This is a genomic window from Devosia beringensis, from assembly GCF_014926585.1.
In the GTDB taxonomy this organism is placed as follows: Bacteria; Pseudomonadota; Alphaproteobacteria; order Rhizobiales; family Devosiaceae; genus Devosia; species Devosia beringensis.
Map to the genome: position 1 here is coordinate 1,657,282 of NZ_CP045422.1, position 13,018 is coordinate 1,670,299.

Consider the following 13,018-nt stretch of genomic DNA (forward strand, 5'->3'; position numbering starts at 1 on the left):
GGCAAGATGAATCCTGAACAGCCGGTTTGCGCTATTCGGCATTCTAGCGATGCGGACAATGGCGGATTCATTTCCTCCAGATCTGGCAGGCGTCGGACAATGCGGCGCAGACAAGGCAACAATTACTGCGGCCCGATTGCAACAGAAGGACCCGCGGGGGGCAAATAGGCCAATCCAGGCACATTGTGGCCGGGCGACTGCACTAGTCAGCGGTCAACGCCAACTGCATTGAGATTCCGATTTGACTAGAAAAGCCGTCTCCGTCGCCGCACTTGCTGTGCTTGTGTTCTCCATTGCCACGCCCAGCTTCGCCCAGTGTGGCGGCGCCTCCTGGTACGGTCCAGGGTTCAACGGGAAAACTGCCGCCTCCGGCGAAACCTTCAATGAAAATGCCATGACCGCCGCGCACCGCTCGCTGCCTTTCGGCACCAAGGTCAAGGTGATCGACCAGAGCAGCGGCCGCGAGATCGAAGTGACCATCAATGATCGCGGCCCGTTTGTGGGCAAGCGGATCATCGACCTGTCCAAGGCCGCGGCAACCGAGCTGGGCTTCCGCAATCGCGGCGTCACCTCGGTGTGCATCAGCCAACTCTAGATTTTCGAGCGGAAGCGCTTGTCCAACGGGCCGTCCCCTGCCGGGGGCGGCCCGTCTGCTATAGGCGCAGGCCCAGGGCGTCGATGGCCTCAATCTGGGCGCGCTCGTGCGGGCCGCGCCGTTCGGCGGCCAAAGCCTGTTCCAGTTCGGCCACGTTCTTGACCCCCAGCACCAGCGTATCGACGCCCTCCATGCCCAGGGCATAGCGATGGGCGACGATGGCGGGGTCCTCGCCCCAGTGCCGGCATAGCGCCCGATAGGACGCCGCACGGGTGAAATCGGCGCTGGTGGCCGATTGCTCGGCGCGGTCGAGAGACCCGGTCAGGGCCCCCGCCTGCACCGCCCGCACCCCCATGACGCCGACACCGCGGGCCTTTGCAGCGGCGATAACGTCGCGCGGGCGGGGTGGCAGGCCGGTGCCGTTCATTTCGCCCGGGCTGTCGAGCAGGTTGGCAATGGCCTGCACCGCAGCCGGGCGCGGCGCCTCTTCCAGGGCAGCCATGGTGGCGGCGGCGTGGTTGATGCCGGTAATGCCCCAATGGAAGATCAGGCCCTCGGCCACCAGACGCTCGAAGGCGGGAATGACACTCTCGCGATAAAGGCTCAGACAGGTGGAGCGCTCGTCGCGCGGCGGTTGGCCGGGCGGATAGACGAAGTCATCCGGGCGGATTTCGCTGTGCAGCAGAAACATGTCCACCCGCTGCAGCCGCATGGAGGCGAGGCTGGATTCAAGCGAGGCCCGCAGGCGGGCGTAGACAGTGTCGGCGGGAACGGTGCCCAGGCCGTGCTTGGTGGTGACGCGCACACCCGCGGGCAGATGCCCGTCAAAGGCCTCGCCGATCATCGCCTCGCAGATCTTGTAACCTGGCGCCGCGTCGAGCAGGTTTATGCCGGCATCGACGGCGCGGCGCAGCGTGGCCACCGCGTCAGCAGGCGAGGCCGGCCCCCAGACCGTGCCGATGCCGCCCCCGCCCAGCGTCAGCCGGCTCACAGGCCCGAAGGTTCCCAGGATGTTGGTCTGCATGGTCGAGCTCCAGTTCAATTGCTTTGACGACATCGATGATGGCGTCGCGGGGGGTGCCGATGTCGACGAGCAGGTGATCGTCGAGCCGGCGCAGCTGGTAGATAGTGTTGGCCCGCTGCCAGCGCCGGACCAGAAAGTGCCAGAAAGCATCCAACATGCTTGACTCCAATAGCCAGCCGCACGCCTTGCTGGCGCCATAGCCGGCCTTTCAGATTTGATGGTATGGTGGTGGGCGGCTCACAGGATGTGCGTTCGCCTGTGCGTAATCTGGCGTCCTGCCAGCCAATTCTCTACGGGGAAGAGTGCAAGGCTCATTGCAGAAATGAAAAGCGATCTGAACTGGGACGATCTGCGGGTATTCCTTGATGTCGCCCGGCTGGGCGGCCTGAGTGCCGCCACCGAAACCACGGGCCTGAGTGCGGCAACGCTGGGCCGGCGGGTGACGGCGCTGGAGCGGGCGGTGGGCGAGGCGCTGTTCGTGCGCAGCCAGAGTGGCTACCAGCTGACCCCGGCCGGCGAAGACCTGCTGGCGCGGGCCGAAGATGTGGAGGCGGCCATGCTGTCGCTGCGGCGCTGGAAGGAAGGCAATCACGGCGACCGCATGGTGCGCGTTTCGGCGGGCCCCTGGACCTCGGCCTTCGTGGCCAGCCATATCGGCGACGTCTGGAGCGTGGCCGACCGGTTTGGCCTCGAATTCGTCACCGCCAACCAGAAGGTCGATATCGGCCGACGCAATGCCGATCTGGGCATTCGCAGCCAGCGCCCGACCGAGCAATGGCTGGCGGGCCGGCTGATCGGCCGGGTGGCGCATGCGCTCTATTCCGGGCTGAACCTGGTCAATGGCATTGCTGCCGGCTATTTCGTCGGCGTGGTGGGGGAAGGCGCGCAGATCCAGTCCGCCCGATGGCTGCAGGCCCATCATGGCGACCGCATCGGGTTGCGGGGCAATGATGCCATGAGCGTGCGCGAACTGGTGGCGGCGGGCGCGGGGCTGGGGGTGTTTCCCTGCTTCGTCGGCGACAGCGACACGCGCCTGATCCGCATCGCTTCGCCGATCCGGGAACTGGAAACCGAACAATGGCTGGTCAGCCATCATGAGGAACGTCACGATCCGTCGGTGCGGACGGTGGGCGACCGCCTGGCCGCGCTGATGGGTCAGCACGGCGCGCTGTTTCGCGGCGAGTTGCCGCGGCGATAAAGCCGAGACTCCGTCTTGCGGCGGGCAGTGTGCCCGGCGGGCAACGCTTTAGTGCAACGTTATAATTGCCCGGCTGAAACGTTTTCGTCCCGCTTTCCCTACGACGCGAATTGGCATAGCTTGCCCGCGCCTTCAGCCTCACGAGTGGTTCCAGATGACTATCGGCCTTGCCATGCCGCCGCATATCCGCGTGTTCGCCGCCTTCTTCATCTATTCGTTCTGCATGGGGAGCCTCTATCCGCGCCTGCCGGCCATCCAGGAGGCCCTGGGCGTGGCCGAAGGCGCGCTCGGCCTGGCGCTGATTGGCGCAGCCGTCGGCACCCTGATATCGCTGACCTTTGCCGGGCCGATCATCGAACGCATCGGCTATCGTCGCACGCTGCTGGTCGCCATCCCGCTGCTGTCGGTGTTCTACGCCGTGGCCGTCTGGGCGCAGGGCCCGGTGATGTTCTTCCTGCTGCTGGTACCGGTGGGCATCACAATCGGCTGCATCGAAATCATCATCAACCTCGAAGCCGACCGGGTCGAGCACGCCATGGGTCGCCGCATCATGAACCGCGCCCATGCCTTCTGGAGCTTCGGCTTCTTTTCCGCCGGCCTAGTGGGCTCGTTCATTGCCCAGGCGGGCATCTCGCCGCAGTTGCACCTGGCCATCATGGTGCCGGTCATCGGCGTGGTTTCCCTGCTGCTGCTAGGCCGCTATCAGCCCGCCGGGCATCGCAGCGGCGGCAGCACCGCGGCAGCGCCGCGCTTTGCCCGCCCGAGCGGCGCCATCCTGGTGCTGGTCAGCGTCTGTCTGTCGGCCATGATCCTGGAGGGCGCCGGCATCGACTGGTCGGCCATCTATATGCGCGACATTTTCGGCGCTGCGCCGTTCTGGGCTGGCTTTGCTGTGGCGCTGGGCGCCGGGACCCAGGCGGTGACGCGGTTCTTCGCTGACAGCTTTGTCGAGCGCTGGAGCCCGGCCGTGGTGGCGCGCAGCCTGCTCGCCATCTCCGGCATCGGGGCCCTGCTGGTCTTCTTCACGCCGATCTGGTGGCTGGCCTATGTCGGGTTTGCCCTGATGGGCGTGGGCACGAGTGCGCTCTTCCCGCTGGCCATGTCGGCGGCCGCACAGCGCACCGACCGCCCTGCCGCGGTCAATGTCGCGGCGCTGGCGCAGATTTCCTTTGTGGCCTTCCTGCTCGGGCCGCCGCTGCTGGGCTATATTGCCGAGCATTTCGGTATCCGCTGGGCCTTTGGCATCGCCCTTCCGCTGGTCGTGGTGGGGCTGGTCATGGCCGATGCCGTGGGGACACGCCGTCAGTCCAGCCAGGTTCCGGCCGAATGAGGATCGCGCCGCAACACCGCATCTATGCGTGCTTTTTTTCCTTCGCCCTGATTACCGGTGCGCTGATGTCGCGCCTGCCCGACATCCAGACGCATCTGGGTGTGTCGGAAGGCCAACTGGGCCTGACCATGATCGGCATGGCCGTGGGCTCGCTGATTTCGCTGACCGTGGGCACGCCTATCATTGAGCGGCTCGGCTTTCGCACCGCCGCCTTCATCACCACGCTTGGCTCGGCGATCCTGTTGGCCGTGGTGCCCTGGCTGCCGGTGGCCCCTGCCGTGTTCGCGGTACTACTGCTGGTTGGGCTGCTGGCCGGCGCGCTGGAAATCAATCTCAATGTCGAGATCGACCGACTCGAAACCGCGACCGGCGGGCGCTACATGAACCGCGCCCATGGCTTCTGGAGCGTCGGCTTCTTCTTTACCGCGCTGTTCGGGGCGATGATCCGGCAATCGGGGCTCTCGGCCGGGCTGCATCTGGCCCTGGTGGCGAGTCTCATCGTTGGGGTCACCGGCTATCTGATCTGGGGCGCCACCAATGCGCCGCAGACGGCGCGCAGCCAGACCGAAGCAGGCGGCCAGCGCTTTGCTTTCCCCAATCGCGGCCTGCTGCCGCTTTGCCTGATCGGCTTTGCCGCCTTCCTTGTGGAGGGTGCCGGCATCGACTGGTCGGCCATCTATATGCGCGACGTCTTTGCCGTGGAGCCGCTGGTGGGGGGCATGGGCCTGACGCTGTTTGCCTTTTTCATGGCGCTGATGCGCCTGACCGCCGACCCGATCGTCGCCCGGTACGGGCCGCGCCATGTCGCCATGGTCATGCTGAGCTTTGCCAGCCTGGGCGCGCTGCTGGTGGGTGTAGCGCCAGAAGCCTGGCTGGCCCTGCTGGGTTTTGCGATGATGGGGGCCGGCTGCTCGGCCGTCTATCCGCTGGCGGTTTCGGCAGCGGCGCAGCGCACCGACCGGCCGGCGGCCGTCAATGTCGCAGCCATCGGACAGGTCAGTGTCGTGGTGTTTTTCCTGGCGCCGCCTCTGCTCGGCTTTGTTGCCGAATTCGTTGATATCCGCGCCTCCTATCTGGTCTGCCTGCCGCTGCTGCTGGCCGGGCTCTCGGCTTCGAGCTTCGCACTGGGCACGCGCAAGCTGGAGGACCCAGCGGGTCTGCCGCCCGAGCCCCTGGCGCCGCTGGGCTAGAGCATGCAAGAGCTGCCGCCCATCGTCGATCTGCGCCAGTCGGCCACCGCACTGCGGGTGCAGCGCGGCGTGATGCGGCTGCTGCGGGAAAGCCATGACATGGCCTGCTATGCCGAGGTGACGTTGCGCAGCGGGCGGCGCGCCGATGTGCTGGCGGTGGGCCCCAAGGGCGAGATCTGGATCGTCGAGATCAAGTCGAGCCTGATCGACTTCCAGATCGACCGGAAATGGCCGGAGTATCGCAACTATTCCGACAAGTTCTTTTTCGCCAAGCCGCCGGAGCTGGATGCGTCGATCTTTCCCGACAGCGAGGGGCTGATCGTTGCCGATGGGCATGACGGGGCGATCCTGCGCGACAGCCCGCTGACGCCGCTGGCGCCGGCAAGGCGCAAGGCGCTGATGCTCAAGCTGGCCCGGCTGGGCGCCGACCGGATCCACATTTTGATGGACCCCGGTCCGAAGTGAGCACCGCCTTGAGTTCCGCCTCCAACATCCGCTGGCGCATCGTCGCGCTGTTCTTCGTGCATGCTTTGGCGCTGGGCGCCATCCACACCCGCATTCCCGACATCCAGCTGGCGCTCGGGCTGAGCGAGGCCCAGCTCGGCCTAGTGCTGATCGGCCAGCCGCTGGGCGCGCTCAGCATGTTCCTGTTCGCCAGCCGCATTATCGAACGCTTCAGCCCGCGGCTGGTCATTCTGGTGATGATGCCACTAGTGACGGTCAGCGCCGCCATGATCACCGTGATCCCCAATGCGATCGCCATGTTCGGGCTGCTGGCCGTCAATGGCGTCGGCTTTTCGCTGACCAATATCGCCATCAATGTCGAGGCAGACCGGATCGAAGCCGCATCGGGGGCGCGGATCATGAATACCTGCCACGGCGCCTGGAGCATCGGCTTTCTGGTGACCTCGCTGCTGGGCGCGGCCCTGCGCGGCCTTGATGTGGCCCCCTGGATGCACCTTTGGGCGCTGGTGCCGGTGGTGGGCGTGCTGATCGCGGTGGTGGTGGCGCCCATGCCCGTCACCCCGGCACGCGCCCATGCCGGCGATAACAAGCGGCGCCTCGCATGGCCGACCCTGGCCACCCTGGGCCTGGTGGCCTTCGGGCTGGGCGCTGGCCTCTCGGAAGGGGCGGCACGGGCCTGGTCGATCATCTATCTGCGCGACAGTTTCGAGGTCGCGGCCTGGATCGAGTCGCTGGCCCTGCCCGCGCTGCTGGTGACCATGTCAGTGGGCCGGCTGCTGGCCGACCGCTGGATCGACCGGTTCGGGCCGGTGCGCGTGGCGCGGGCGCTGGCCAGCATCGCCATTGCCGGCCTCGTGCTGCTGGTGGTCGCCCCCAATGCCTGGGCGGCTCTGGGCGGCTTTGGCCTCGTCGGCCTTGGCATCTGTGTGCTCTATCCGCTGATGCTATCGGCGGCGGCGCGGCTGGGTGACCGCCCGGCCTCGGAAAATGTCGCCGCCACCACGCTGATCTTCCAGCTGGTCAATCTGGGCGCACCGGTGCTGATCGGCACGGTGGCCGAGGCCTTCGACCTGCGGACCGCCTTTGCCATGCTGCTGCCGCTGCTGGCGCTGACCTGGCTGATGGCAGGAAAGCTGACGCCTACTCGTCCAGTGACTGGGTCTCCACGGGGGTAATCGGGGTCGGCCGGTGGCCCGGCGAGGACGGCGCCCCCAATGTGGAAAGCTGGTGCTGCAGCGCCTGCATCATGGCCAGTTTCTCCTCATCGCCGAGGGCCTGCAGCTGCTGGCTGAGCCTGATGGTGAAATCGGAAAACTCATTGTGCCAGTCGGTGTGGACCTGGTGGGGATCGATGCGCCTTGTGGCGGGCTGGGCCTTGCCGGCTATGCCGATGGCGGTCAGCTCGAAATAGTCATCGAGCTGGGGCAGGATGAGCTGATCGGCCGCAATGCCGGTGGCCATCAGGGCGTCACGGAGCGCCATGCGCTCCTCGTCTTCGCCATGGGTGAGAAAGATCGCCCCATGGGCGGGCAGGCGCGCCTTGATCCAGGCCATCAGTTCGGAATGGTCGGCATGGGCGGAGTAATTGCCCAGGGCGCGAATGGTGGCGCGGATCGGCACCAGCCGGCCATGGATGCGGGCCTGCTTGGCGCCGGTCAGGATGACATGGCCCAGCGTGCCGGGCGCCTGATAGCCGACAAACAGCACCGTGGCGTCGCGGCGGATCAGGTTGGCGCGCAGATGGTGCTTTATGCGCCCGGCATCGCACATGCCCGAGGCGCTCATGATGATGGCGCCGCCACGAATGGCATTGATGGCCTGGCTGTCGGCCACCGATTCGATGATGCGGAAGCGAGGATCGTTGAACAGCTCGTCGGCGCCCAGTTCGACATCCTCGAACATGCGGGCATATTTGCGATAGACGCCGGTCACCTTGCTGGCGAGCGGGCTGTCGAGAAAGACCAGCTGCGGATTGATGGCGCCCGATTTGATGAGAAAGCCGATATCGTGCAGCAGTTCCTGGCTGCGCTCGACGGCAAAGGTGGGAATGACCAGGTTGCCGCCACGCGCCAAGGCGGTGTTGATCTCGACCCGCAGGGCCTCGCGGCGCTGCAGCAGGGTATAGTCATCGCGCTCGCGCCCGCCATAGGTGGATTCGCAGAGGATGTAGTCAAAGCCGGCCGGGCCCTCGGGATTGCCGTAGAACACCTTCTCGTCGGGCCCGATATCGCCGGAAAACATCAGCCGCACCGGCTTGTCGCCATCCATGACCTCGACCTCGATGGAGGCCGAGCCGATGATATGGCCGGCATTCCAGTAGCGGGCGCGGACGCCCGGGCCGGGCTCGATCCACTGCTCGTAGCGGCAGGTCTGGCGGTGCCGCAGCGCCTCCTCGGCGTCGGCCATGCCGTAGAGCGGCTTGACCGGTTCATCGCCGCGGCGGCCGGCGCGCTCGGCTTCGCTTTCCTGAATGCCGGCGCTGTCGGGCAGCATGTATTCGAGCAGGCCGGAGGTGGGTTCGGTCATCCAGGCCGGGCCGCGCCAACCCTCTGCGTAAAGCTTGGGCAAGAGGCCCACATGGTCGATATGGGCATGGGTGAGCAGCAGGAAGTCGATGGCCTTGGGATCAAAGGGGGTCGGCTTGAGGTTGAGCGCGCGCACGCTGCGATTGCCCTGGAACAGGCCGCAATCGACCAGGAACTGGCCGCCCGGATGCTCGACGCGATAGCAGGAGCCGGTTACGGTTCCGGCCGCGCCGTGGAAATGCAGGGTGACGGTCATGGCGGGTTCCTGATTGTCTGGCTGGTCCGTCGAAGTAAGCGCCGGCAATTCGTCGTTGTCGAGACGGACGCTGCAAGGCGATCGCAAATAGCAAGCAAACACAAGGAGATCGACGATGACCTATATCGATGGATTCGTGGCTGCCGTGCCAAAGGCCAATAAGGAAGCCTATAGCGAGATGGCCCGGCAGGCCGCGACCATGTTCCTGGAATGGGGCGCAACGCGCGTGGTGGAGAACTGGGAGGATGATGTGGCCGACGGCAAGGTCACCGATTTCCGCCGGGCCGTCGCGGCCAAGGCGGACGAGGCCATCGTCTTTTCCTGGATCGAGTATCCCGACAAGGCCACCCGCGACGTGGTGCAGAAGAAGATGATGGAGGACCCCGAAATGGGGGCCATGCAGATGCCCTTCGACATGGGCCGCCTGATCTATGGCGGGTTCGAAACGCTGTTCATCGCCTAGAGCGTTTTCGGCAAAAGTGTCTCCACTTTTGCGGTTCGAAAACGCGACAGATCAAATACCTAGAGCGTTCAGCGCGGGGCGCGCTTGGCCAGGATGCGCTGCAGGGTGCGGCGGTGCATGTTGAGCCGGCGCGCCGTCTCTGAGACGTTGCGGTCGCACAGTTCATAGACGCGCTGGATATGTTCCCAGCGCACGCGATCGGCCGACATCGGGTTTTCCGGCGGCTCGGGCTTGTCCTCGCCGGTGGCCAACAGGGCATTGATGACGTCGTCGGCATCGGCGGGCTTGCTGAGATAATCCACCGCGCCCAGCTTCACCGCGGTGACGGCAGTGGCGATATTGCCATAGCCCGTGAGTACCACGGCGCGGGCATCGGCGCGCTTCTGGTGCAGTGCCGACACGACTTCAAGGCCGTTGCCGTCTTCAAGACGCAGGTCGACCACCGCATAGGCGGGTGGCTGTTCGGCGACGGCGGCGAGGCCCTCGGCGACGCTGCCGGCAATGCGGACTTCAAAGCCGCGACGCGTCATGGCGCGTTCGAGGCGCTGCAGAAAGGCCACATCGTCATCCACAAGCAGGAGGCTGGGGTCGGTGGCGAGAAGGTCTTCGATCGTGCTCATGACTTTCCCATAGGCTGTTGGCATTGATACGTCAAAAGCCGCGCGCTGGATCTATGGCTCGACGCGGTCCCGCGGCCAGACAATGCGCACCTGGGCATGGCCTTCGGGGGCAATATTGTGGAAGGCAAGGCGGGCGCCGGCCCGCTCGAGCAGGGTCTTGGCGATGAAGACGCCGAGGCCAAGACCACCGGGCTGGCTGGCATCGGGACCCTGGGGATCGCGCGGGCGGCTGGTGAGATAGGGCTCGCCCAGACGGGCGATCAGTTCGGGCGCAAAGCCGGGCCCGTCATCGGTGATCGTCACCGAAATGCTGTCGCGATCCCAGCCGGCCTCGATGCGCACGGTCTGGCGGGCGAAATCGGCCGCGTTTTCGATGAGATTGCCCAGGCCATAGAGCAGGCCGACATTGCGGGTGAAGACCGGGGGCGGACCGGCGGCGCGCTCGTAATAGAACAGGATCGCCTTGCCATGGGCCTCATGCGGGCGGGCCACCTCCGCCAGCAGGTCGGTGATGGGCACGGCGGCAAAGGGATCGCCGCCCTCATTGCCCAGATTGCGCAGCTTGGCGAGGATGGCGCGACAACGCGCTGCCTGGGCGATAATCAATTCGACATCATCGGCCAGATCGCTACCGGGCGGGGCGTCGGCGCGCATCTCCTTGGCGGCAAGGGCGATGGTGGAGAGCGGGGTACCCAGCTCATGGGCGGCGGCGGCGGCCAGGCCATCGAGGGCCGAGAGCTGTTCCTTGCGCGACAAAGCCAGTTCGGTGGCGGCCAGGGCATCGGCGATCTGGCGCGCATCATGGGCAACGCGGTTGGTATAGGCGGAGATGAAGACCACGCCGCAGATGATCGAGACCCAGATGCCGATGACATAGATGCGATTAAAGACAATGCGCTCGAGCGGATCCCAGGGCAGCGGCAGGTGCCAGACGGACAGGACAGAGGCGATGAGGGCGGCGAGCAGAGCGATGAAAAAGGTGGCGCGCTGCGGCAGGGTGGTGGCCGAGACCGATACCGGCGCCAGCAGCAGCAGCGAGAACGGGTTCTGCAGCCCGCCAGTCAGCGCCAAAAGGCCACCGAGCTGGCAGAGATCAAAGGCGATCTGGCTGGCGGCAAAGGCCGAGCTGGGCCGGTAGGCGGCGCCAAAACGCAGAACCAGCCAGAGATTGACCGCGGCCGAGAGCGCTATCAGGGCAAAGCATTCCAGCAGGGGCAGCGGAAAGCCCAGACCGAAGGCAACGAACAGCACGCCGATGGCCTGGCCGCCCACCGCCAGCCAGCGCAGCAGCACCAGGGTCTGCAGGCGCAAAGGGCGCCAGGTGGAGGGCAGCGGCAGCCCATCGGCCTGGGTCAGCGCCATGAGAGCACCTGCGGCGAGTAAAAACGGGCTGCGCTATGGGGAGAAAAAATCGTCATTCAAGGGCCATTTTTGCTCAGGCACATGCTTGATCCTGACCCGGGGCGGGCCACGTATTGCACATCGTGACTGGGAGAAAGTAACGGAAATGACCACAGCAATCATCAAACCACAATGGTCACCTTTGACCATCGCGCTCATGGTAATGGGCTTCATCATCTTCTGGCCGCTCGGCTTGGCCGTGCTCGGCTATATAATGTGGGGCGAAAAGTTCGGCGGCTCGCCGGAAAAGGCCCAGGCGTATTTCAACAAGGGCCGCGCCTGGTGCACCTCCAACAAGGGCGCCCACCGCAACTGGACCAACAACCACCGGAGCTATGGCATGAACTCGAGCGGCAATGCAGCCTTTGACGACTATCGCGCCGAACAGCTCAAGCGCCTCGAGGAAGAGCGCGCCCGTCTCGATGCCGAAATCGACGCCTTCCACGAATACATGGCCAACCTCAACAAGGCCAAGGATCGCGAAGAGTTCGACCGCTTCATGAACGAGCGCCGCGGTTCGCGCCAGGGCTTTGGCGACAACAAGCCCGAGCAGAACAATGGCGACCAGAACAACAATGGCTGGACCAACAATAACGGTTAAGCCCGCCTATCCGGCGACGCGCCCCCGCGTCGCCGCCTCCTTCCAAAGCCTGTCGTTCCCAACGACAACCCTAGCGCACTCAACTGGGCGCTTTTTTTGTCCGCATATCTGCCTGGGCGTGGCAAATTCCCGCTATGCTCGCCGCAGCGATTCACCGAGTTTCCATGAACCTGTTCTTCCGCAGCCAGCCCAAGATTCCGACCAGCACCACCATCAGCATTGATGGCGAGCCGGTCAGCGTCAGCGTGCGCATCAATGCGCGGGCGCGGAGCTATCGGCTGTCGCTACCCGCCAGCGGGGGGCCGCTGCTGACCCTGCCGCCACATGGCAAATGGAGCGAGGCGGAAGCCTTCCTGGCTCGCCAGCACAACTGGCTGGCCGCCCGAATCAAGCGGGCGCCGCCGGCGAGCAGCTTTGCCGATGGCGGCGTGGTGCCGCTGCGGGGCGTCGACCACCGCATCATCGGCACCGGCAAGCTGCGCGGGCGGGTAGAGCTGGCCGAGGACGATGGCGAGATGGTGTTGCTGGTGCCGGGCGAGCCCGCGAACCAGGCGCGGCGGCTGACCGACTGGCTCAAGGACGAGGCGCATGCCGATCTGAGCGCAGCCAGCGCCCTGCATGCGGCGCGGCTCGGGGTGACGGTCAAAACCATCCGCATGCGCAGCCAGGCCACCCGCTGGGGCTCGTGCTCATCGTCGGGCACCATCAACTACAACTGGCGGCTGATCATGGCGCCGCCCTTCGTGCTCGACTATGTCGCCGCCCATGAGGTGGCCCACCTGGTGGAGATGAACCATTCGGCCGCCTTCTGGGCCACGGTCAAGCGTACCCTGCCCGAGATGGACAAGGGTCGGGCGTGGCTAGAAGCACACGGTCGCGCGCTAATGGCACGCTAGCCGCCACGGCGGGGCGTGAGCCCGGCTACGGCCACCATGCTGCCGCATTCGCGCCGCTATCACCTCAGTATGCAGCGCCTCGTCGTCCTCATCGCTCTGGTCTTTGCCGTCGCATCCCTTGCCGGGATGACGACAGCGCATGCGCATCGCTATGTCAGCACGCCCATCGTGGTGCTCAATCACGTGAACAGCGACAATGTGGCCATTCCGGTGATGGTCCATATCCAGCGCGGCGAAATCGATCTGGGGTCGGGCATTTTCCTGCCCTGCGGCCCGCACAATGCCATAACCACCACCATGGCACCCGTCCTGCCTGGAGCGCCCGAAGGCGATTCGCCACTGGCAGCGCTGCATGACCAGCTGACACCTTGGCTGGGCGAGCGCCTGCTGCGACCACCGCGAGCCGCCTGAGCACGCCCGCCTCATCCCCATTGTGCTCAGCGCCCCGTTTGAC

Annotated in this window: 15 protein-coding genes; 10 read left to right on the forward strand and 5 right to left on the reverse strand. The window is 65.6% G+C overall.

The features are described 5' to 3' along the window. Positions 1-241 precede the first annotated feature (241 nt). On the forward strand, positions 242-595 hold the full coding sequence (locus GDR53_RS08095; protein WP_232846758.1) for a septal ring lytic transglycosylase RlpA family protein: 354 nt from the start codon (positions 242-244) through the stop codon (positions 593-595). A 58-nt stretch (positions 596-653) separates the two neighbouring features. On the opposite strand, the gene GDR53_RS08100 is transcribed toward GDR53_RS08095, so the two are convergent. Both GDR53_RS08100 and GDR53_RS19930 read right to left on the reverse strand, forming a co-directional pair. After that, on the reverse strand, positions 654-1,619 hold the full coding sequence (locus GDR53_RS08100) for an aldo/keto reductase (RefSeq protein ID WP_193337549.1): 966 nt from the start codon (positions 1,617-1,619) through the stop codon (positions 654-656). Then, positions 1,522-1,776: a DUF1127 domain-containing protein gene (locus GDR53_RS19930; RefSeq protein WP_193337550.1), complete on the reverse strand. Its 255-nt coding sequence runs from the start codon at positions 1,774-1,776 to the stop codon at positions 1,522-1,524. Before GDR53_RS19930 ends, GDR53_RS08100 begins: the two co-directional genes overlap by 98 nt. A 165-nt stretch (positions 1,777-1,941) precedes the next feature. On the opposite strand from GDR53_RS19930, the gene GDR53_RS08110 reads away from it, so the two are divergent. From GDR53_RS08110 to GDR53_RS08130, 5 genes are all read left to right on the forward strand, one after another. Continuing rightward, positions 1,942-2,817, forward strand: coding sequence for a LysR family transcriptional regulator (locus GDR53_RS08110; RefSeq protein WP_193337551.1), 876 nt, complete (start codon positions 1,942-1,944; stop codon positions 2,815-2,817). A 154-nt stretch (positions 2,818-2,971) separates the two neighbouring features. After that, on the forward strand, positions 2,972-4,147 hold the full coding sequence (locus tag GDR53_RS08115; protein WP_193337552.1) for an MFS transporter: 1,176 nt from the start codon (positions 2,972-2,974) through the stop codon (positions 4,145-4,147). Continuing rightward, a complete protein-coding gene (locus GDR53_RS08120; protein WP_193337553.1) occupies positions 4,144-5,337 on the forward strand; it encodes an MFS transporter in 1,194 nt (397 codons plus the stop codon). The genes GDR53_RS08115 and GDR53_RS08120 overlap by 4 nt, the downstream gene beginning before the upstream one ends. A 3-nt stretch (positions 5,338-5,340) precedes the next feature. Continuing rightward, the gene (locus GDR53_RS08125) at positions 5,341-5,802 is read left to right on the forward strand and encodes an MmcB family DNA repair protein (protein ID WP_193337554.1); all 462 of its coding nucleotides are present in this window, start codon (positions 5,341-5,343) and stop codon (positions 5,800-5,802) included. Positions 5,803-5,810: 8 nt separating this feature from the next. Continuing rightward, complete coding sequence (locus tag GDR53_RS08130; protein WP_193337555.1) at positions 5,811-6,977, forward strand: MFS transporter; 1,167 nt, start codon at positions 5,811-5,813, stop codon at positions 6,975-6,977. Here the strand turns inward: GDR53_RS08130 and GDR53_RS08135 are convergent. Continuing rightward, positions 6,943-8,583, reverse strand: a complete 1,641-nt coding sequence (locus tag GDR53_RS08135; RefSeq protein WP_193337556.1) for an MBL fold metallo-hydrolase RNA specificity domain-containing protein — start codon at positions 8,581-8,583, stop codon at positions 6,943-6,945. The two genes, GDR53_RS08130 and GDR53_RS08135, sit on opposite strands and share 35 nt — an antisense overlap. Before the next feature lie 115 nt (positions 8,584-8,698). On the opposite strand from GDR53_RS08135, the gene GDR53_RS08140 reads away from it, so the two are divergent. After that, positions 8,699-9,046: a DUF1428 domain-containing protein gene (locus tag GDR53_RS08140; protein ID WP_193337557.1), complete on the forward strand. Its 348-nt coding sequence runs from the start codon at positions 8,699-8,701 to the stop codon at positions 9,044-9,046. A 68-nt stretch (positions 9,047-9,114) separates the two neighbouring features. Here GDR53_RS08140 and GDR53_RS08145 read toward each other — a convergent pair whose 3' ends face one another. Continuing rightward, positions 9,115-9,666, reverse strand: a complete 552-nt coding sequence (locus tag GDR53_RS08145) for an ActR/PrrA/RegA family redox response regulator transcription factor (protein ID WP_193337558.1) — start codon at positions 9,664-9,666, stop codon at positions 9,115-9,117. A 51-nt stretch (positions 9,667-9,717) separates the two neighbouring features. Then, positions 9,718-11,028 (reverse strand): ActS/PrrB/RegB family redox-sensitive histidine kinase, encoded by a 1,311-nt coding sequence (locus GDR53_RS08150; protein ID WP_193337559.1) that lies wholly within the window; start codon positions 11,026-11,028, stop codon positions 9,718-9,720. A 145-nt stretch (positions 11,029-11,173) separates the two neighbouring features. On the opposite strand from GDR53_RS08150, the gene GDR53_RS08155 reads away from it, so the two are divergent. The 3 genes from GDR53_RS08155 (at position 11,174) to GDR53_RS08165 (ending at position 12,975) form a co-directional block, all read left to right on the forward strand. Next, positions 11,174-11,668, forward strand: a complete 495-nt coding sequence (locus GDR53_RS08155) for a DUF2852 domain-containing protein (RefSeq protein WP_193337560.1) — start codon at positions 11,174-11,176, stop codon at positions 11,666-11,668. Between the two features lie 164 nt (positions 11,669-11,832). Beyond that, a complete protein-coding gene (locus GDR53_RS08160; protein WP_193337561.1) occupies positions 11,833-12,564 on the forward strand; it encodes a M48 family metallopeptidase in 732 nt (243 codons plus the stop codon). 15 nt (positions 12,565-12,579) lie between these two features. Then, positions 12,580-12,975: a hypothetical protein gene (locus GDR53_RS08165; RefSeq protein ID WP_193337562.1), complete on the forward strand. Its 396-nt coding sequence runs from the start codon at positions 12,580-12,582 to the stop codon at positions 12,973-12,975. Positions 12,976-13,018 lie beyond the last annotated feature (43 nt).

Coding starts and splice junctions, on each gene's coding strand:
- GDR53_RS08100 (WP_193337549.1), bottom strand. CDS start 1,619: ATGCAGACCAACATCCTGGGAACCTTCGGGCCTGTGAGCCGGCTGACG.
- GDR53_RS19930 (WP_193337550.1), bottom strand. CDS start 1,776: ATGTTGGATGCTTTCTGGCACTTTCTGGTCCGGCGCTGGCAGCGGGCC.
- GDR53_RS08110 (WP_193337551.1), top strand. CDS start 1,942: ATGAAAAGCGATCTGAACTGGGACGATCTGCGGGTATTCCTTGATGTC.
- GDR53_RS08115 (WP_193337552.1), top strand. CDS start 2,972: ATGACTATCGGCCTTGCCATGCCGCCGCATATCCGCGTGTTCGCCGCC.
- GDR53_RS08120 (WP_193337553.1), top strand. CDS start 4,144: ATGAGGATCGCGCCGCAACACCGCATCTATGCGTGCTTTTTTTCCTTC.
- GDR53_RS08125 (WP_193337554.1), top strand. CDS start 5,341: ATGCAAGAGCTGCCGCCCATCGTCGATCTGCGCCAGTCGGCCACCGCA.
- GDR53_RS08135 (WP_193337556.1), bottom strand. CDS start 8,583: ATGACCGTCACCCTGCATTTCCACGGCGCGGCCGGAACCGTAACCGGC.
- GDR53_RS08140 (WP_193337557.1), top strand. CDS start 8,699: ATGACCTATATCGATGGATTCGTGGCTGCCGTGCCAAAGGCCAATAAG.
- GDR53_RS08145 (WP_193337558.1), bottom strand. CDS start 9,666: ATGAGCACGATCGAAGACCTTCTCGCCACCGACCCCAGCCTCCTGCTT.
- GDR53_RS08150 (WP_193337559.1), bottom strand. CDS start 11,028: ATGGCGCTGACCCAGGCCGATGGGCTGCCGCTGCCCTCCACCTGGCGC.
- GDR53_RS08155 (WP_193337560.1), top strand. CDS start 11,174: ATGACCACAGCAATCATCAAACCACAATGGTCACCTTTGACCATCGCG.
- GDR53_RS08160 (WP_193337561.1), top strand. CDS start 11,833: ATGAACCTGTTCTTCCGCAGCCAGCCCAAGATTCCGACCAGCACCACC.